The sequence below is a fragment of the Tsukamurella sp. II2bb genome (assembly GCF_057815145.1).
On sequence record NZ_JBYPZI010000001.1, the window covers coordinates 552,937 to 571,995 of the forward strand.

A 19,059-nucleotide genomic window follows, 5' to 3' on the forward strand; every position below is an offset into this window, starting at 1 on the left:
TTCGGGCGGAGGGGTGCTGTGCATTGTGGACCGGTGCGCCGGGCGGGCTCGTCACGAAGCGGTGACGATCGTGTCGTCTCCGCCTTCGCGCACCACGGCCCACTAGGCTCATCATGTGTCCCAGCTGTCACTCTTCTCCGCTGAGCAGACCGAGCCGTCGCCTCGCGACCTGGCCGGCCTGCTCGCGACGTCGGGGCAGATCGTCCAGCTGGGCGGCAGCGCGCGGGTCTCCGTGGTCGTCGCCGAGCAGTGGCGGGCCGAGGCCATCGCCGCGATGATCGACGAGGCGGGTCTGCGCGCGCAGCTCGATCTCTCCGAGGAGGGCAACCCGCTGGTCCGGACCCTCGCGGCGCCGGAACTGCAGCCGATGGCCGTCGCCTGGACCCGCGGTGCGGTGAAGACGGCACCGTCGACCTGGGTTCCCGGCCCGCGTGCACTGCGTGCCTGGGCGCTCGCCGGCGGCGACGTCGACGGCGTGCACTACTTGCTCGCGCTCGACCCCCATGCTCCCGAGAGCGCCCCCGTGCTCGCGACCGCCCTGATGCGCGCGGGGGTCGCCCCGACCCTGGTGGGGACCCGCGGGACGAAGCCCGCGCTGCGGGTCTCCGGCCACCGCCGGCTCCTGCGCCTGCGGGAGAGCATCGGCGATCCGCCCGTGCCGGAGGCGGCGGCGCACTGGCCGCAGCCGTGACGTCCCGATCGCGCCGGCCGCACGGAATCCACGAGGCGTGCAGCGGACCCTGTATATAAGGTGGGGCGAAAGGTGCGGCAGAATGTGCACCGGAGTGACCACCTGCGTCGAAAGTGACGCACGGGGTCTTGGTGGTGACGCAGGTGCCACCGGAACAGAGCAGGAGGGTCCATGGCGGCACGAGGGAAGAACACCGGCGGTGACGGTCTGCAACGTCTGGTGATCGTGGAGTCCCCCGCCAAGGGCAAGAAGATCGGCGACTACCTCGGGCCGAACTACACCGTCCGCGCGTCCATGGGGCACATCCGCGACCTCCCGAGCCGGGACAACCCGCTCCCCGAGGCCGACCAGGGCAAGCCCTGGGCCCGGCTCGGCGTGGACGTCGACCACGAGTTCGAGGCCCACTACGTCACCTCCGCCAGCAAGCGCTCCACGGTTTCCGAGCTGAAGTCCCTGCTCAAGCAGGCCGACGAGCTCTACCTCGCGACGGACGGTGACCGCGAGGGCGAGGCCATCGCGTGGCACCTCAAGGAGGTGCTCAAGCCGAAGGTCCCCGTGAAGCGGATGGTCTTCCACGAGATCACGCCGCAGGCCATCCAGGCCGCGGCGGAGGAGCCGCGCGAGCTCGACATGAACCTCGTCGACGCGCAGGAGACCCGCCGCATCCTGGACCGGCTCTACGGCTACGAGGTCAGCCCCGTGCTGTGGCGCAAGGTCAACCAGGGCCTCTCCGCCGGTCGCGTGCAGTCCGTCGCGACCCGCATCATCGTCGACCGGGAGCGCGAGCGGATCGCCTTCCGCACCGCCGGGTACTGGGACATCGCCGCTCAGCTCGACGCGGGCGCGCAGGCCACGCCGCGCACCTTCGGCGCGCGTCTGGTCACCGTCGACGGTGACCGGGTCGCGACCGGCCGCGACTTCGACGCGACGGGGCGGCTCAAGAAGGCCACCGGGATCACCGTGCTCGACGGTGCCCGGGCGAACGCCCTGGTGGCGGGCCTGCAGGGGGCCGCGCTGACGGTGACCTCCGTCGAGGAGAAGCCGTACACCCGCAAGCCCTACGCGCCCTTCATGACCTCGACCCTGCAGCAGGAGGCGGGCCGCAAGCTGCGGTTCACCACCGACCGCACCATGCAGGTGGCGCAGCGGCTCTACGAGGGCGGCTACATCACCTACATGCGTACCGACTCGACCACGCTGTCGGAGACGGCGATCGCGGCCGCCCGCGACCAGGCGCGGCAGCTCTACGGCGCCGACTACGTGCACCCGACCCCGCGGCAGTACACCCGCAAGGTGAAGAACGCGCAGGAGGCGCACGAGGCGATCCGCCCCGCCGGCGAGACCTTCCAGACGCCGGGCGCGCTCGCCTCGGTTCTCAATGCCGACGAGTTCCGCCTCTACGAGCTGATCTGGCAGCGCACGGTGGCCTCGCAGATGGCCGACGTCAAGGGAACCACGCTGAGCCTGCGGATCGGCGGCACGGCCTCGTCGGGCGAGAGCGTCGAGTTCGCCGCCTCGGGCCGCACCATCACCTTCCCCGGCTTCCTCGCGGCCTACGTCGAGACCGTCGACGACCAGACCGGCGGCGAGGCCGACGACGCCGAGTCGCGGCTCCCGCAGCTGGTCACCGGGCAGGCGATCACCGCCGCCGAGCTGACCGCCGCCGACCACGTCACCAGCCCGCCCGCCCGGTACACCGAGGCCTCGCTGGTCAAGACCCTCGAAGAGCTGGGCATCGGCCGGCCGTCGACCTACGCCTCGATCATCAAGACCATCCAGGACCGCGGCTACGTCGTGAAGAAGGGCAACGCCCTCGTCCCGCAGTGGGTGGCCTTCGCCGTGATCGGCCTGCTCGAGGGCCACTTCGGCGGCCTCGTCGACTACAACTTCACCGCGTCGATGGAGGACGACCTCGACGAGATCGCCGGCGGCCGCGAGGGCCGCGTCGACTGGCTCACCCGGTTCTACTTCGGTTCCGACGTGGTCGAGCCGAACGGCACGGAGCGCGTCTCGCCGGGCCTGAAGAACCTCGTCGCCGAGAACCTCGACGCGATCGACGCCCGCGCGGTCAACTCGATCCCGCTCTACACCGATCCGGACGGCAACGTCGTCTACGTGCGGGTGGGCCGCTACGGCCCGTACCTGGAGCGCACCGTCGGCCCGAAGGACGGCGAGGCGGGCGAGCCCCAGGTCCAGCGCGCCAACATCCTGGCGTCGATGACCCCCGACGAGCTGACCGAGGAGGTCGCGGAGAAGCTCTTCGCGACCCCGCAGGACGGCCGCCCGCTGGGCATCGACCCGGCGACGGGGCACGAGATCGTCGCCAAGGAGGGCCGCTTCGGCCCGTACGTCACGGAGATCCTGCCCGAGCCCGAGGAGGACGAGGGCGACGCGGAGGACCTCGACGAGCCGGGCGCGGCGAAGACGAAGACGGGCGGAACGAGCGGCAAGCCGACCGCCAAGGCCCGGAAGAAGAAGGCCGACGCGCCCAAGCCGCGCACCGGTTCGTTGCTCAAGTCCATGGACATCGAGACCGTGACCCTCGAGGACGCGCTGCGGCTGCTGTCGCTGCCGCGCGTCGTGGGCGTCGATCCCGAGTCCAAGGAGGAGATCACCGCCCAGAACGGTCGCTACGGGCCGTACCTGAAGAAGGGCACCGACTCCCGCTCGCTGGCCACCGAGGAGCAGATGTTCACGGTGACCCTCGAGGAGGCGCTCAAGCTGTACGCGGAGCCGAAGCGGCGGGGCCGCGGCGCCGCCGCCGCGCCGCCGCTGCGGGAACTGGGCAACGACCCGGTGTCGGGTAACGCGATGGTGATCAAGGACGGCCGGTTCGGCCCGTACGTCACCGACGGCGAGACCAACGCGTCGCTGCGCAAGGGCGACGAGGTCGCGACCATCACCGACGAGCGCGCAGCCGAGCTGCTCGCGGACCGTCGCGCCCGCGGGCCGGTGAAGAAGAAGGCCACCAAGAAGGCGGCGGCCAAGAAGGCGCCCGCGAAGAAGGCACCGGCCAAGGCCGCTGCCAAGAAGACCGCTGCCAAGAAGACCGCGGCGAAGAAGACGGTCGCCAAGAAGACCACGGCGGCGAAGAAGACCACCGCGGCCAAGAAGGCGACCGCGTCGAACGACGCGACCTGAGCCCGCGCAGCCCCGTCGAAGGAACTCGAGCCTTCAGTCCTCGACCGGGCGGGCCAGCTGCGTGAGCTGCCCGCGCCCGCGGAGTTCGATCGCCTCGCCGAGCACCCACAGGGCCTGCTCGGCGGGCGTCGCGGCCTCGACGGCCCGCCCGGCGGCGAGCAGCGACGAGGGCTCCGTCTTCGCGATCTCGGTGATCCGGGCCGCCTCGTTCACCGGATCGCCGATCACCGTGTACTCGAACCGCGCCTTCGCGCCGATGTGCCCGGCGACCACCTGACCGGCGGAGACGCCGATGCCGAAACCTGTGCCGCCCAAGACCTCGCTGAGCTGGATCCGCATCTCGCGGGCCGCGGCCAGCGCGGCGCCCGCCGCGTCCGGGTGGGGCAGCGGGGCGCCGAAGATCGCCAGCGCCGCGTCGCCCTGGAACTTGTTGACGAACCCGCCGTGCAGGTCGACCAGGTCGACGACCACCGTGAAGAAGTCGTTGAGCAGGTCCACGACCGCGGCGGGCTCCTGCGTGACCGCGAGCTTCGTGGAGCCCACGAGGTCGACGAAGAGGACGCTGACCTCGTTGATCTCTCCGCCGAGGTGGGTGCCGTGTTCGAGCGCCTGGCGCGCCACGTCCTGGCCGACGTACCGGCCGAACATGTCGCGCATCCGCTGCCGCTCGGCGAGATCGTGGACCATGTCGTTGAAGCCGGCCTGCAGGAGACCCAGCTCGCTGGAGTCGTAGATCTTGACCGAGGCGGTGAAGTCGCCGTCGCGGACCTTGCGCTGCGCCCGGAACAGGTCGCGGATCGGGTCGCCGATGGACTTCGCGACCCGGACGGTGCCGAGCAGGCCCGCGCCGAGCGCCACCACGGACAGCAGCAGGACGGGGTTCACCAGGGAGGGAGCGTCGGGATCGATCACGCCGAGGTCCTGCGAGGCGATCACCATGATGATGCCGACGATCGGCGTCGCGGTGCCCAGCACCCAGCTGAGCAGGATCCGGGTGGTCACCGAGAGGCCCGCCGAGCCCTGCGGTTCCTGTGCGAGCGCAGCGACGGTGATGGGGCGTAGCACTCGCTCGGTCTGCATGTAGCTCAGCGCGCACGTCGTCGTGGCGCCCAGCAGCACCGTCAGTGCCACCACCACCCGGATGCCGCTCGACGAGTTGAAGTTGATCACCACGAAGATGGCGCCGCCGATGAGCCAGAAGACCGCCTGCATCAGGGCCATCCGCAGCGGCAGGTTCAACGCCATGCGGGAGATCGCGGGGTCGTAGGGGGCGCTGCGCCGGTGCCAGCGGAGTACCGGGAGCACGAGCCGCAGCCCGATCGCCATGCCGAGGATGCTGGCCACCACCAGGTACGCGATGAAGACGAGCAGGTTGATCCCGCTGATCTCCTGCAGCTGCACGGACTGCTGCACGGGGAGTGCGAACCGCAGGAAACCGAAGACGAAGACCGCGCCCAGGATGTTCGACCGGAGGATGTCCAGCGCGAAGATCGGCCAGGGGGTCTTAGCGAGCCACCGCGCCAGTCGCAGTGCGCGACTGAGTCTGCTCTCCGGTGCTGCCACCGCTCCAACTTAGCCTGCGCTGCCCGTCGGACGGGAGGGCTAGGGTGTGGGGGTGAGCTCAGTGTTCGATCGCCTGGTGGGGCAGGAAGCCGTGGTGCTCGGCCTGCGCGCCGCTGCCACCGCCGCGCGCGAGGTGGTCGCGAGCGGGGGCACCGTCGCCGATCTGGCCGGATCGTCCATGACGCACGCCTGGCTGTTCACCGGCCCGCCCGGTTCGGGGCGCTCGGTCGCGGCTCGCGCCCTCGCCGCCGCCCTGCAGTGCGACGATCCGGACGAGCCCGGGTGCGGGCGCTGCCGGGCGTGCACCACCGTCCTGGCCGGGACCCACGCCGACGTGCGGTCCATCGCTCCCGACGGCCTGTCCATCGCCGTCAAGCAGATGCGCGAGGTCGTCGCCGACGCCTCGCGCCGGCCGTCCGTCGGGAACTGGCAGATCGTGCTCATCGAGGACGCCGACCGCCTGACCGAACAGGCCGGCAATGCGCTGCTGAAGATGGTCGAGGAGCCGCCGGCGCAGACCATCGTGCTGCTGTGCGCGCCCACCGTCGATCCGGAGGACATCTCCGTCACCCTGAAGTCCCGCTGTCGGCACGTGCCGCTGGTGACACCGTCGGCGCCCGCGATCGCGGCGGTGCTGGAGAAGGACGGGATCGATGCCGAGCGCGCGGCCTGGGCCGCCGGGGTGTCCGGCGGCCACGTCGGGCGGGCCAAGCGCCTCGCCACCGATCCGGAGGCGCGCAAACAGCGCAAACAGGCGTTGGGGCTCGCGCGGGCGGCCACCACGGAGGGCGTCTACGGCGTCGTCGAGCAGCTGCTGCGGGACGCGGAGACCACCGCGAAGGAGCTCAACGCCGATCTCAACGAGCGGGAGACCGAGGATTTGAAGACGGCGCTCGGCGCGGGCGGCGTCGGGCGCGGTACCGCGGGCGTGATGCGCGGCTCGGCGGGACAGCTCAAGGACCTGGAGAAGCGGCAGAAGGCGCGCGGCACCCGCGCGGTGCGCGACGCCCTCGACCGCGCCCTGATCGACCTCGCCGCGCTGTTCCGCGACGCCCTCGTGCAGGGCACGGGTGCCGGGGTCACGCTCATGCATCCCGACGAGTCCGAGCAGACGCGCCGGCTGGCCGGGTACGCGCGGCCCGAGGGCCTGCTGCGCTGCGTCGAGTCCGTACTGGAGTGTCGTGAGGCGATCGACCTCAACGTCAAGCCGGTCGTCGCGCTGGACGCGATGGCCGCGGGCGTCTCGACGGCGCTGCGCGACCACCGCCGCTAGGAGCCGGGACCGGACTTGTAGAAGTCGGTGCGCCAGGACGGCTTGTCGCCGCTGAGTACGTTCTTTGAGGCCCCGGCGACGCATCGTTGGTGCCTTGGAAGTTCACGGGCTTGGTCGAAGACGCGGACAGGGCTGCGCTGCCGCCTGACGAGTTGCAGCCGGACGGCGAGACCAGGTACTACGCCGCGGCGGCCAGGGCGTTATCACGACAGCCGCCAGAGCGGCGATCGTGCGTCCCCAGCTGTGGACTTCGCTCTTGCAACCGCGATGGGCGCCTGCTGCCGGGTCGAGGGGGCACTGCTGCAACTACCTGCACCACGCCGTCGATGCTTACAGCCCACTCGCCTGTTCGGAGATCCTCACCGACGAGTGCAAAGAGGCAGCGACCGCGTTCTGGTGGCGGGCAGAGTTGTTCTTCGCCGACCACGGCATCATGGCCCGCAGGGGGCTCACCGACAACGGATCGTGCTACCGCTCGAAGGTGTTCAACACCGCCCTCGGCGCTGCAACGCGCGAGTGGACCCGGCCGTATCGACCCCGGACCAATGGGAAGGTTGAGCGGTTCAACCGGACCCTCGCCGCCGAATGGGCCTACGCCCAGCTCTACCGCCGCGATGACGCCCGCGACGACACCTACCTCGTCTGATTGCATCACCACAATCACCGCTGAACATACTCCGGGATCGGCGGCCAGACCCCGGTCGAGCGGCTACGTGTTCACAACGTCCTCGGCCCTGACGGCGACGTAGTACGTAGTAGGACGTCGCTTTGCAACAACCGATGGCAAGCGGTGATACAGCAACCTTTGCTAAGGAAATAGCGTACTTGGTGGTGCGCGGATCTAACTAGGAGGAAACATGATGGCTAGGCAAGCATTCGTGGCATCGAAGACATGCGTGGCACTTCTGGCCGCGGCAGCACTTTCGTTGAACCTCGGCGGAGGGACTGCGAATGCCGTCGAGATCGTATGGACCGGGCCGTTCCCGGTCGAAGGAGCGTGTCTTGAGAGCGCTGCAGGTGCGTTCTCAAAAGGCTTCAAAGCATACTCCGACTGCTTCTATTTCGACGGACAGACCACCCCGCTTCCCGGTGGATCGTCGGGTTGGTACTGGCGAGGTCAGAGGTGACGGCCAGGTAGGTGGCATTGTCTGCCTCGAGTTGATACTGCCGTGGGTCACGAGCGACCGCGAAGCGTCACCTGAACAATGGTGGTCTGCCACTTGCCTTCTGAAAGCTTCGACAGTCCGGTGATCCAGACCAGTACGTAGCGCGTCTTCGCAGCATTGTTCGCGGAGAACACGGTGTCGCCGCTGCGCAACTTACCGTCCCAGAGCGTCGAGGTTTGATCGAGCGAGCTCACCGCAGCGGTCGGCGATGTACGTATTTCCAGAGTTGAGCCTGCGCTGGGCGACACAATGGTTCCGGAGGTGACCGAGGCCGCGCGGTCCAGTGTGATGAGGAAACCGACGCCGGACTTGAGTCCGCCGAACTTGGGCCCGCTCAGATACTGATCAGTGCGCCACGACGGTGAGTCGCCGGTCAGCACGTTCTTGAGGTTCGGCGACGAATCGTCGGTGCCCTGGAAGTTCACGAGCTCGATCGACGAGGCGGTCACCGTCGAACCGCCCCCGGATCCGCCGAGGTCGCCGACCGACGGCTTGACAAGGAAGAACACCCCCGCGGCCAGCGCGACGATGACGACCGCGGCGAGGGCCGCCACCGTACGTCCCCAGCGGCGCGGCCGCGCGGGCGGCGGCGCGACCGGGGCCTCCCTCCGGGCCGAGGCGGGCAACTGCTCGGCGCGCGTCGGCGCCGGCTGCGCCGCGGTGTGCGGACCGGGGTACTCGCCGGTCGGGACGTACTGCCCCGTCGGCGGACCCGGGTAGGGCGCGGTACCGGGCCCGGCCTGCGCCGTCGAGTGCTCACCGGTGAAGGGCACGGGCTGCGGTGCGGTGCCGGCCGGGATGGTCGACGGTGCCCGGCCCCGCAACCCGGCGACGAACTCGGCGCACGTGGCGTACCGGTCCTCCGGCCGCTTGGCGAGGGCGGTGCGGAAGACGGCGTCGAGGTGGCCGGGCAGATCGGGGTTGCGGGCGGTGATCTTCGGCGCGGGCTGGTTCAGGTGCGCCGAGATGACCGCGGCGGGGGAGTCGCCGGGGAAGGGCGGCTCGCCGGTGAGCAGCTCGAAGACGGTACAGCCGAGGGAGTAGAGATCGGCGCGGTTGTCGAGGATCTTGTTGTCGAAGGCCTCGGGCGACATGTACGCCATGGTCCCGACGGTGATGCCCGTCGACGTGACGCCGACGGCCTCCCCGGCGGCCTTGGCGATGCCGAAGTCGGCGAGCTTGACCTGCGGCGCACCGTCGGAGTCGAAGGCCACCAGGATGTTGGCGGGCTTGACGTCGCGGTGCGTGATCCGCGCCTGCCGGTAGGCGTAGTCCAGGGCAGCGCCGGCACCGTCGGCGATCTCGGTCGCGAGCGGCAGCGGCATCGGCCCGCGCTGGGCGAGCATCTGGGCGGTGTCGGGGCCGGCGACGTACTCCATCGTGATCCACAGCCGGCCCTCGAACTCGCCGCGGTCGTAGAGGTGGATGATGTTGCGGTGGTTGAGCTGCGCGAGGACGTAGGCTTCGCGCTCGAAGCGGGCCTTGTACTGCGGATTGCTGCTGACGGAGCCGTGCAGCAGCTTGAGCGCGTCCTGCCGGGGCAGGCGCGGGTGCTGGACGAGGTAGACCTCACCCATACCGCCACCGCCGAGCTTGCGGACCACCCGGTAGCCCGCGATCTGCTGCTCGCTCATCGGCGACCCCCGCGGCGAAACTCGCGGGTCACCCGGTGACCCGCGACGTACTGCTCGTCCATCCCACTCCATCTGCCGCGACCGCCCGTCGGCCGCACCGAGTCAACGGTAGCGGTCGGCGGGCGGTCGGGCGAGAAGTCCCAGGTCAGACGGTGACCTTCGCCTGCTTGCTGGAGCTCAGGCGCAGGCCGGACTCCTCCCCGAAGGAGAGCTCGCTGGACAGGCGCTTCGCGTCCTCGAAGTAGCTCATCGACATGCGCCAGTCGTCGTCCGCGCCCTGGCGGGGGAGTTCGGTGAGGGCACGCTGGACGTAGCCCGCCTCGAAGTCGAGGGCGGGGCGGGTCGCCATGTCGGGATCGGCCACGGCCACCGCGGTGTCCAGGCCCTTCGCGTCCATGGTCGCGATCAGCTTGGTGACGTACTTCCACAGCATCCCGATCTTGAGCGTCCACGAGGAGTTCGTGTAGCCGATCGCCAGGGCGACGTTCGGGACGCCGGAGAGCATCGCGCCGCGGTGGATCACCGCGTTCGGCACGTCGACCTCGCGGCCGTCGACCGAGAGCGTGACGCCGCCCAGCAGCTTGAGCTTGAGGCCGGTGGCGGTGACGATGATGTCGGCGTCGAGGTGCTCGCCGCTGGCCAGTTCGATGCCGGTCTCGGCGAAGGTCACGATCTTGTCGGTGGCGACGGCGGCCTTGCCGGAGCGGATCGCCTTGAAGAGGTCACCGTCGGGCACGGCGCACAGGCGCTGGTCCCAGGGGTTGTACGGCGGGTTGAAGTGCACGTCCACCGGGTAGCCCTCGGGGAGCCGCTTGGCATTCTCGCGCCGGATGATCTTGCGCGCGAGGTCGGGGAAGCGCTGCGCGAAGACGTAGACGCCGCGCTGCTGCCAGATGAACCGCTTGCGGGAGATCTCGTGCCCCAGCTTGTGGCCGAGCGCGCGGTGCAGCAGGTTCGCGAGCGGATCCTGCTTCGGCACCGGCATGATGTAGCTCGGGGTGCGCTGCAGCATGGTGACGTGGGCCGCCGGCTTCTCGCTGGTCAGGAGCGAGGGGATCAGGGTCACCGCGGTCGCGCCGGAACCGATCACCACGACCTTCTTGCCGGAGTAGTCCAGATCCTCGGGCCAGAACTGCGGGTGGACGATCTGCCCGGTGAACTTCTCGCGGCCCGCGAACTCGGGGGTGAAGCCCTGCTCGTAGTCGTAGTAGCCGCTGCCGAAGAGCACCCAGCTCGCGGTGAGCACGATCCGCTCGCCGGCGTGGTCGACCTGCACGGTCCACCGGCCGTCCTCGCTCGACCAGTCCGCGGAGACCACCCGGTGGTCGTAGCGCACCTTGTCGACGAGGTTGTTCTCCTCCATCGTCTCCTGCAGGTAGTCGAGGATCATGTGCGCGTCGGCGATGGAGTCCTTCGCCTCCCAGGGCTTGAACTCGTAGCCGAAGGTGTGCAGGTCGGAGTCCGAGCGGATGCCGGGGTACTTGAACAGGTCCCACGTGCCGCCGAAGGTCGACCGGCCCTCGAGGATTGCGAAGGACTTCCCGGGCAGCTCGGTGGTGATGTAGTGACCGGCGCCGATGCCGGAGATGCCGGCACCGATGACGATGATGTCGAGGTGCTCGGGGGTGGTGTTCGTCATGCTTGTCTCCTGGTCCACGTGGTTCGGGGTGTTCGAACCGATGACCTACTTTCTCGTGCGACGGTCGTTCGCGACCAGCACAGATTGCACCCGGATGCCGGGTGATCTGGTGCACATCGTCACGCGCTGCTCTCGGGGCCGAGCCAGCGCAGCACGTCCAGTGCCACGGCCACCCCGGTGGGGTTGTCGGCGAGGGGGCGAGGGAGCAGCTCGTCCGCCCTGGTCAGGCGGCGGATCACGGTGTTGCGATGGGTGTAGAGGCGTTCGGCGGTGCGGGAGGTGTTGAACTGCTCCTCGACGTACGCGGCGACGGTCTCCCGCGTCTCCTGGTCGGCGCTCAGCAGGTCGCCGAGGGTGTCGCGGACGAACTCGTCGGCCTTCCCGGTATCGCGCGTGACCAGCGAGATCAGCGCGATGTCGTCGTACCGCGCGACCCGCCGGCGGGTGCGCAGGCGCGTCATCAGGCGTTGTGTGGTCGTCGCGTCGAGATGGCTGCGGCGGAACCCGTCCAGGTCGGCGCCAGGTCGACCGATGGCCACGCGCACCTCGGGGTGATCGGCCAGTTCGCGGGCCAGGTCACCGGAATCGAGGACGACGGTGCCGGGCAGCCACAGCCACAGCGCCGAGGCGCTCGCGACCACGGTCAGCGGCCGCGGGGTGCCCGCGCGCCCGGCCAGGGCGTGCGCCGCGGCGTCCAGGTCGCGGACGTCGCCGGTGGTCCAGATGACGGCCGCGGTGTGCGGCCCGGTCAGCCGGTACCCCAGCTTCTGTTCGGCGCGCGACCGGGTGATCGGGGCGCCTTCGAGGATCAGGGTGACCGCGGCCAGCCGATCCGCGTTGGTCCCCGTGGTCAGCTGTTCCCGTTCGCCGGCCATGCGGATCGTGATCGCGTCGATGGTGTCGTCGACGTAGGTCGAGATGGATGTCCACGAGACGTCCAGCAGCTCGCGCAGCTCGGCGGCATCGTCGGTGAGCTCGAAGCACAGCCGCATCCACAGCGTCCACGCCGAGTTGAGTCCCTTGCGGTAGGCATCGATCCCCTGCAGGTCGAGGCCCCGTCGGACGAGGTCGCGGGAGACGGCGAGGGTGTCCGCGGAATCGGCGTTCGGCGGCACCCGGCGACCGGGGTGCGCCAGGTTGTGCGTGGCCCAGTGCAGCAGGACGGCGGTGTCGGAGTTGCGGACCAGTTCCGCGAGGCTCGGGTCCGAGGAGATCGGGGCGAGGATGATGCCGGTGAGCGTGGCTTCGTGCAGCGCGGTCACCCATTCCTCGGGAGCGTCGCTGGCGACCTCCGCGGCGCGCCGGATCAGCTCCTTCACCCGGCTCGAGGGCTCGGGCCAGTCCTCATCCGTCGGCGTGTCCATGGGGGAACCCTACTGACCCGCTGCCGGATCTAGGGTGTGCCCGTGACGCGAATACGGGCGGCGTCCCGGTGGGCGGAGGTCCATCAGGTCCCGTTGTACCTGGCCGGGCTGGTTTTCGGGGCCTTCCTCGGGCTCTCGGTCCCGACGGTGGCGGGCCCCGCCGGGGACGTCGTCACCCCGGCGCTCGCGGTGCTGCTCTACGCGACCTTCCTGGGCATCCCGTTCGCGCGGCTGGCGGAGGCACTGCGGGACTGGCGTTTCCTCGGCACGGTGCTGGCGGTGAACTTCCTCGCGGTGCCGGTCGTGGTGTTCGCCGTATCGCGGGTGGTGGCGCACGACCGGGCGCTGCTCGTCGGGGTGCTGTTCGTACTGCTCACGCCGTGCGTGGACTACGTGATCGTGTTCAGCGGTCTCGCCGGCGGCGCGCAGGACCGGCTGCTCGCGGCCGCGCCGGTGCTGATGCCGGCGCAGATGGTCCTGCTGCCGGTGTACCTGTGGCTGTTCGTCGGCGCGGATGTCGTGCGCGGCTTCGACTACCGGCCCATCGTCCTGGCCTTCTGCTTCGTCATCGTGGTGCCCCTGCTGCTCGCGGGGGCGACGCAGTGGGCTGCGGCACGGACGCGCCGCGGCGCGGTGGTCGCGGAGGTGGTGACCGGCGCGATGGTCCCGATCATGGTGCTGACGCTGGCCGTCGTGGTGACCTCCCAGATCGCCGGCGTCCGTGATCGGCTCTCCTCGCTGCTGCTCGCGATCCCCGTTTTCGTGCTGTTCGCGGCGGTGATGGCGCCGGTGGGCGCGGCGGCGGCCCGGCTCGTCCGGTTGGACGTGCCGAGCCGCCGGAGCGTCGTCTTCAGCGGCGTGACCCGCAACTCGCTCGTGATCCTGCCGCTAGTCCTCGCCCTGCCCTCCGCGTATGCGCTGGCGCCGCTCGTCGTCGTGACGCAGACCCTCGTCGAACTGGTGGTGATGGTGCTGTTCGTCCGCCTGATACCGCGGCTGATCGCGTAGTCTTCGGCGATCGTTATCCTGTCTTGATGAGTGCGGATTCAGGTCAGGCTACTGAGCGGCGGCCGATTCTCCTCGAGCGTGTCGGCACGGGGCTCGCCGTCCTGGTCGCCCTCGACGTCCTGGCCTGGTCCTGGGCGCACACCATCGGTGCGGGTCTGGGCTGGTGGTTGTTCAGCTTCCTCGGTGGTGTCGTTCTCATCGTGGCGTGGCTCGTCTACCTCGTGACCTGGGCTTTCCGTCGTCGACGGTTCGCCTGGCACCTACTGGTCATCCCGGCGATCGGCCTGCTCGCGCTGGCCTCGGTGTTCACCGGCCTGCCGCAGAAGGCGCGCTGGGCGTTCGACGAGCCCCGGCTCACTGAAGCTGCGCGCACTGCCCTGGCCGACCCCCGGGCGGAATTTCGCGACCAGGACAACCGGCGAGTCGGTTCGCAGGAGGTGTACAGCACCGATAAGGCCGACGGGGCCGTCACCTTCTACGTCTTCGGTGGTTCCTTCAGTGTCACGACCCTCGAATACCGGCCGGACGGTAGCTCGCCGGAATTCGGCGGCGAGGTGCGTGGCCGGCGGCTGTCCGACGACTGGTGGTTCGTCCTCATCGACTGAGCTTCTACCAGGCGCTTGTCGAGGTAGAACGACCTACGGGCGAGGCCCACGACTCGTACGGTGAAGCCCATCGGATCACTTGACCGGCAGGACGGATCACCATGGCAGCGATCGCCACCAGTACCACCACCGAGGTCGTCATCGTGGGCGGCGGCCCGGCCGGGCTGATGCTCTCGCACCTGCTGCACGTGGCGGGGATCGACACCGTCGTCCTGGACAACCGGACCGTCGAGCGGATCGAGACCACGCACCGCGCCGGAATTCTGGAGCGGGACAGTGTCCGGTTGCTGGTCGAGTCGGGCGTCTCGGATCGAGTGCTCCGCGACGGCCACGAGCATGAAGGCATCTCCCTGCGGTTCGGCGGGGAGAACCACCGCATCGACTTCCAGAGGCTGGTCGGGGCGTCGTGCTGGCTGTACCCGCAGACCGATGTCTTCATCGACCTGCACCGTGCGCGGGTGCGCGACGGCGGCGACGTGCGGTACGGCGTCGCCGGAACCACGGTCGCGGACGTCCTGGGCACCCCGGTCGTGGAGTACGACGATGCCGAGGGCCGCCGGCATCGCGTGACAGGCGAGCTGGTGGTGGGCGCCGACGGCTCGCGGAGCATCTGCCGGTCGCTGGTCGCCAGGGCCACGCGGCTGGGCAAGGAGTACCCGTTCGCCTGGTTCGGGGTCATGGTGCAGGCCCCGCCCAGTGCGCCCGAGCTCATCTACGCCCGCGGCCCCGGCGGCTTCGCGCTGATCAGCCAGCGCACCGATACCGTCCAGCGCATGTACTTCCAGTGCGACCCCGCGGAGGACGCCGCGACCTGGTCCGACGAGCGGATCTGGGAGCAGTTGCGCACCCGCCTGTCCGGCTCCGACGGCTTCCGCCTGCAGGAGGGCCCGGTGCTCGAGCGCACGGTGCTGCCGTTCCGCAGCTTCGTCCAGACCCCGATGCGGCACGGCAACCTCCTGCTCGCGGGCGACGCCGCGCACACCGTCCCGCCCACCGGCGCGAAGGGCCTCAACCTCGCGCTGGCCGATGTCCGGGTGCTCGCCGAGGTCATCGAGCTCGCGCTCACCAGATCCGACGGTGCCGCCCTCGACTCGTACACCGACCGCGCGCTGGCGCGGGTGTGGAAGGCGCAGCACTTCTCCTACTGGATGACCACGATGCTGCACACGCAGGCCGGTGCCGATGACTTCGACGAGCAGCGCCAACTCGGCGAGCTGCACACCCTGGTCGCCTCGGAGGCGGGCTCGACCTACCTCGCCGAGGGCTACACCGGCTGGCCCGAGCCGGGAGACAACTTCACGACGCGGTTGTTCCCCCGATCCGCGACGTAAATGGCCCCCGCCGCGTCGACGGCGATTCCCGCCGGTGAGAGTAGGTCGTGGAACGGCAGCACCTCCGGCTCCCCCGCGCCCGGCGACAGCTTCAAGACCCGACCACCTCCCGAGTCGGATACGTAGACGGCGCCGGACGGATCCACTGCGATGCCCCCGGAGGCGGCGCCGTCGAACGGCAGCTCCTCCGGATGGGCTGCGCCGAACTTCAGTCTGAGCACCCGCCAGGTCCCGTTCTCGATGGCGTAGACGGCGCCCGCCGCATCAGCTGCCACGCTGTCCAGAAGTCTCGAGCCGAAGGGAAGAAGGACGGACTGCACCGCACTGCGCGGAATCCGATGCACGCCATCGTTCCAGCGGCTTGAGTACACCGTGCCGCTGCCGTCGACCGCGACCCCTCTCGTGTCGGAGGTGGTGGCGAGGTAGCAGCCCGCGCGCACCCGTGCGGCGCCGTTCTCGGGGCGGTACGACAGTAATTGGTTGAGGGAGCGTTGACTGCTGACGTACAGCGTGCCGGTACTCGGATCGAACGCCAGGGCCCGTGGAGCACGAAGCTTCCCGAACGGTACGACGACCGGCTGCCTGTCGCCGACCGCCAGCGCGAGGACACGGTTGTTCCCCGTGTCCGCGACGAAGACGGTGCCCGCCGTGTCGACGACGACGTCCTCGGCTTGGTTGAGCTGCCCGAACGCCAGCGTCGTCTGGACCGGTGCGCTGGGGGCTTGCGAGGCGCTCTGGGTGGACGGATTCCGCTCGATGAAGTCCGCGAGCATCTGATCCAACTCGGCGCGCCGACGCGCCTCGTCGGCCGCTTCGCGTGCTTCCGCGAGTAGCGGATGATCGGCGCCGTACCGTGATTCGATCATCGGCAGCAACCACGGAAGATCACCCGGGGTCGCGCATCGGGCTGCGGCGTCGACTCCGTCCGATAGCGCGCGGAGTACCGGCTCCCTCTGCCACTGCGCCCGTTCGATGAAGTTCGCTTCCGCTCGCAACGTGTCCTCGTCGTTCGGGCCCAGAACCCTGTGCATCTCGGGCAACAGCTTGCGGTACTCGGCGATGGCCTCGTCCTTCTGGTGGGTGTGCAGGTTTGCGAGTCGTTCCCGTGCGATCAGCACGACGGGATGCGATGGCCCGAACCGGGCGGTGTGGTCGGCGATGAGCCGTCGCAGCGCAGGACGTGCTCGGTGCAGGTCGAGGTCTGCGGCGGATGCGACCGCGGCGCGCACAGATGCGAACCTGTCGTTGTCGGGTGACTGTGCCGCACTGGGGATGTACTGCGGATCGGAGATTTCGGCGGCTGATTCTGCGGCTCCGCCCGGGGTCCGCGTCGCCGGCCCGGACGGTTCCACCGATTCGGTCGGCGCGAGGAGCGCGCCGAGCGCGACGACGGTCTTCGGGTCCACCGGCATGGTGCCGACTGTGGTGATTCTGGCGAGTTCGCTGTGTACGAGGGGGGTGTGGCTGGCGCCACCCGTGAGGTACAGAGTGACGGCGGTCGGATCGGCACCGTCGAAGGACAGGACGTGACGGGTGAGCTCGACCAGGCGGGCGACGTCGCCGGCGATCAAGCCGTGGTACTCCTCGCGCGTCAGCACTTTTCCCCCACCTCCCGGCACGGCGATCAACGTGCGCGGGCTCGAGGACAGGTCCTCCTTCGCCTCGCGGATCCGGTCGGCCAGGGTCAGTCGGTCGGCGGCGCCGAGTCGTGCCAACGCTGCGGGGTCGTCGTACTGGGTCTGGAGCCACGCGGCGATCGCCTCGTCGAAGTTGTTGCCGCCAAGGTCGATCGCGGCGTCACTCGCCAGCACGGTGAAGCCGGCGGGTGCTCGCTCAAGCAGGGCGACGTCGCACGTGCCGGCACCGAAATCGAACACCCCGATGCGAGCCCCCACCGGAAGGTCCGGCTGCCTCTCCGTGTAGAAGCGGGCGGCCGCTTGGGCCTCGACCAGCAGCCTGAGTCCATCCTCACGAATGCCGGCGGACAAGGCCGCACTCCGCAATCGGTCCCGCCGTCGTCTGCCCCACTGCTCCGGGTGGGTGATGACGACGCTGTCGAACGCATGATGAGCACGCGCCTGTGCTTTCGTCACGACGTCGCGCAGCACCGCCGCGACCAGCTCGACCGTGTCGAACTCGGTTCCCGTGAGGTCCTTGGTGGCCTGGCCGAGGAGCGATTTGGGGGAGGCCTCGTATCCGTCCGGCGAGATCAGCGCTGAGCGTGCAGCCGCTGCCCCCACGAGGAGGACACCGTCGTCGAAACAGACCGCCGACGGGACGAAGTCACTGCTCGTTCCCAGCCGGACGGTGCTCGGCTCGGCGTCTCCGTGGCGCACCGCCGCAGCCGTGTTCGACGTTCCGAAATCGATGCTCAACATCCATTCGTCGCTCAAAGCAGGTCCTTCACGCAGTGCGTTCGTTACGTCGACGACGGATGCCGGGTCATGTGCCGTCGCCCGACTGCTCGGTATCGTCGGTGAAATCCATGTACTCGTCGGTGACGGCGGCATCGCTCCAGAGCTCGCTCTCGATGTCGTCGCCGCTGATCGTGACGTGACCGGAAGCTGGTGGTTCGTGGTGGTCGGTGGCCGGGTGCGGTTCGGAAGTGCCGTCCCACTCGCCGTCAGGACGGTCGTCCGCAACGGGCTCGACGGTGCCCTCGTCGCTCCAATCGGCGTACTCGTCATCGGGGATCAGGTCCCGGTGCTGGGTCGGATCCGCGTCGAAGGCCGTCACTACCGCTCGGCTCCAGATTTCAGGCGGGACGTCGAGAGCCCGGTCGTAGCCGTCGAGCAGTGCCCGCCACCATGTTCGGTCGTCCGAGTCGTCCGCTGGTACGTCCACTCTCGCCGCCCCCGATCAGCCGCTGTGCGGCGGTCGTTGCCGTCGGCGTGACGGTCACGCCGTTCGGAGGTATGAGTCGGAAGCCACGGGTTTTGTTCCCGAGCGATCGCTCATCGATGAAAATGACGGCGGAGTGCGGACTGCAACAGTACTCATCGAGTCATGTCCGGGGGCGCGAGCAGTTCGCTCATCATGGCCCGGGCGCGGGAGATGCGGCTTTTCACCGTCTGGATCGGAACGCCCTGGTGGGCGGCGATCTCGGCATAGGACAGGTCTCCGTAGACGCGCAGCACGAGCGCAGTGCGGAAGGACTCGGGTAGTCGGGTGAGGGCCGACTGCACCCGGTCGCGATCAGCGATGCGATCTCCCGGGTCGCGCTCGGTCGACGGGCCGTCGACGGGCTCGTCGGTCACCTCTCGACGGCGGACTACCGCGAGGGCCGCATTGGTGGCGATGCGGAACAGCCAGGTCGAGAACCGCGAGTCGCCGCGGAAGTGATGGATATTGGTCCACGCCGCGGCCAGGGTGTCTTGCAAGGCGTCCTCGGCATCATGAGCATTGCCCGTGATTCGGAGACACACGGCCCAGGTGACTCCGCGACTGCGCTCAACGAGGTCGGCGAAGGCACGCTCGTCACCGGTGCGTACCCGTTGGATCAGGTCACGTTCGTCGTCCAATTCCGACCCAGCTTCCTGTAGGCCGCGGTACCCCGATGACTCAGGTTCTTCCCAGCATAGGGCGGGTGAGTGTCGTCGTCCGGCAATATCGAGAGGACCGATCCTCGCCGCACTGAATACCCG

At 69.4% G+C, this 19,059-nt stretch carries 13 protein-coding genes and 1 pseudogene; 7 read left to right on the plus strand and 7 right to left on the minus strand.

The genetic code is table 11. From position 1 onward, the window contains the following. Positions 1-115 precede the first annotated feature (115 nt). Both AC21LY_RS03070 and topA read left to right on the plus strand, forming a co-directional pair. Complete coding sequence (locus tag AC21LY_RS03070) at positions 116-691, plus strand: hypothetical protein (RefSeq protein ID WP_489044792.1); 576 nt, start codon at positions 116-118, stop codon at positions 689-691. A gap of 171 nt (positions 692-862) precedes the next feature. Then, on the plus strand, positions 863-3,832 hold the full coding sequence (topA, locus tag AC21LY_RS03075; RefSeq protein ID WP_489044794.1) for a type I DNA topoisomerase: 2,970 nt from the start codon (positions 863-865) through the stop codon (positions 3,830-3,832). Between the two features lie 33 nt (positions 3,833-3,865). Here topA and AC21LY_RS03080 read toward each other — a convergent pair whose 3' ends face one another. Beyond that, a complete protein-coding gene (locus AC21LY_RS03080; protein WP_489044795.1) occupies positions 3,866-5,395 on the minus strand; it encodes an adenylate/guanylate cyclase domain-containing protein in 1,530 nt (509 codons plus the stop codon). Positions 5,396-5,447: 52 nt separating this feature from the next. On the opposite strand from AC21LY_RS03080, the gene AC21LY_RS03085 reads away from it, so the two are divergent. Both AC21LY_RS03085 and AC21LY_RS03090 read left to right on the plus strand, forming a co-directional pair. Beyond that, positions 5,448-6,668 carry a DNA polymerase III subunit delta' gene (locus tag AC21LY_RS03085; RefSeq protein ID WP_489044797.1) on the plus strand — a complete coding sequence of 407 codons (1,221 nt, stop codon included), beginning with the start codon at positions 5,448-5,450 and terminating at the stop codon, positions 6,666-6,668. A 307-nt stretch (positions 6,669-6,975) separates the two neighbouring features. Further along, positions 6,976-7,335, plus strand: a pseudogene (locus AC21LY_RS03090) (integrase core domain-containing protein); the annotation flags it as partial. A 507-nt stretch (positions 7,336-7,842) separates the two neighbouring features. Here the strand turns inward: AC21LY_RS03090 and AC21LY_RS03095 are convergent. From AC21LY_RS03095 to AC21LY_RS03105, 3 genes are all read right to left on the minus strand, one after another. After that, entirely contained in the window at positions 7,843-9,468 is a 1,626-nt protein-coding gene (locus AC21LY_RS03095; protein WP_489044798.1) for a serine/threonine-protein kinase, read from the minus strand. 145 nt (positions 9,469-9,613) lie between these two features. Next, positions 9,614-11,107, minus strand: coding sequence for a flavin-containing monooxygenase (locus tag AC21LY_RS03100; RefSeq protein WP_489044800.1), 1,494 nt, complete (start codon positions 11,105-11,107; stop codon positions 9,614-9,616). A 119-nt stretch (positions 11,108-11,226) separates the two neighbouring features. Continuing rightward, the gene (locus AC21LY_RS03105; RefSeq protein ID WP_489044802.1) at positions 11,227-12,471 is read right to left on the minus strand and encodes a PucR family transcriptional regulator; all 1,245 of its coding nucleotides are present in this window, start codon (positions 12,469-12,471) and stop codon (positions 11,227-11,229) included. Positions 12,472-12,513: 42 nt separating this feature from the next. Here AC21LY_RS03105 and AC21LY_RS03110 point away from each other — a divergent pair, with 42 nt between their 5' ends. The 3 genes from AC21LY_RS03110 to AC21LY_RS03120 all read left to right on the plus strand — a co-directional run bounded on the left by AC21LY_RS03110 (position 12,514) and on the right by AC21LY_RS03120 (position 15,415). After that, a complete protein-coding gene (locus AC21LY_RS03110) occupies positions 12,514-13,479 on the plus strand; it encodes an arsenic resistance protein (protein ID WP_489044804.1) in 966 nt (321 codons plus the stop codon). Between the two features lie 26 nt (positions 13,480-13,505). Continuing rightward, the gene (locus tag AC21LY_RS03115) at positions 13,506-14,084 is read left to right on the plus strand and encodes a hypothetical protein (RefSeq protein WP_489044806.1); all 579 of its coding nucleotides are present in this window, start codon (positions 13,506-13,508) and stop codon (positions 14,082-14,084) included. Between the two features lie 101 nt (positions 14,085-14,185). After that, positions 14,186-15,415 (plus strand): 4-hydroxybenzoate 3-monooxygenase, encoded by a 1,230-nt coding sequence (locus AC21LY_RS03120; protein ID WP_489044808.1) that lies wholly within the window; start codon positions 14,186-14,188, stop codon positions 15,413-15,415. Here AC21LY_RS03120 and AC21LY_RS03125 read toward each other — a convergent pair. The 3 genes from AC21LY_RS03125 to AC21LY_RS03135 form a co-directional block, all read right to left on the minus strand. Then, entirely contained in the window at positions 15,349-17,925 is a 2,577-nt protein-coding gene (locus tag AC21LY_RS03125) for an Hsp70 family protein (RefSeq protein WP_489044810.1), read from the minus strand. The two genes, AC21LY_RS03120 and AC21LY_RS03125, sit on opposite strands and share 67 nt — an antisense overlap. Then, positions 17,858-18,259 carry a hypothetical protein gene (locus AC21LY_RS03130; protein ID WP_489044812.1) on the minus strand — a complete coding sequence of 134 codons (402 nt, stop codon included), beginning with the start codon at positions 18,257-18,259 and terminating at the stop codon, positions 17,858-17,860. Before AC21LY_RS03130 ends, AC21LY_RS03125 begins: the two co-directional genes overlap by 68 nt. Positions 18,260-18,411: 152 nt before the next feature. Then, positions 18,412-18,936, minus strand: coding sequence for an RNA polymerase sigma factor (locus AC21LY_RS03135; protein WP_489044814.1), 525 nt, complete (start codon positions 18,934-18,936; stop codon positions 18,412-18,414). Between the last annotated feature and the right edge of the window lie 123 nt (positions 18,937-19,059).

Coding starts and splice junctions, on each gene's coding strand:
- AC21LY_RS03105 (WP_489044802.1), bottom strand. CDS start 12,471: ATGGACACGCCGACGGATGAGGACTGGCCCGAGCCCTCGAGCCGGGTG.
- AC21LY_RS03125 (WP_489044810.1), bottom strand. CDS start 17,925: ATGCCGCCGTCACCGACGAGTACATGGATTTCACCGACGATACCGAGC.
- AC21LY_RS03115 (WP_489044806.1), top strand. CDS start 13,506: ATGAGTGCGGATTCAGGTCAGGCTACTGAGCGGCGGCCGATTCTCCTC.
- AC21LY_RS03100 (WP_489044800.1), bottom strand. CDS start 11,107: ATGACGAACACCACCCCCGAGCACCTCGACATCATCGTCATCGGTGCC.
- AC21LY_RS03120 (WP_489044808.1), top strand. CDS start 14,186: ATGGCAGCGATCGCCACCAGTACCACCACCGAGGTCGTCATCGTGGGC.
- topA (WP_489044794.1), top strand. CDS start 863: ATGGCGGCACGAGGGAAGAACACCGGCGGTGACGGTCTGCAACGTCTG.
- AC21LY_RS03095 (WP_489044798.1), bottom strand. CDS start 9,468: ATGAGCGAGCAGCAGATCGCGGGCTACCGGGTGGTCCGCAAGCTCGGC.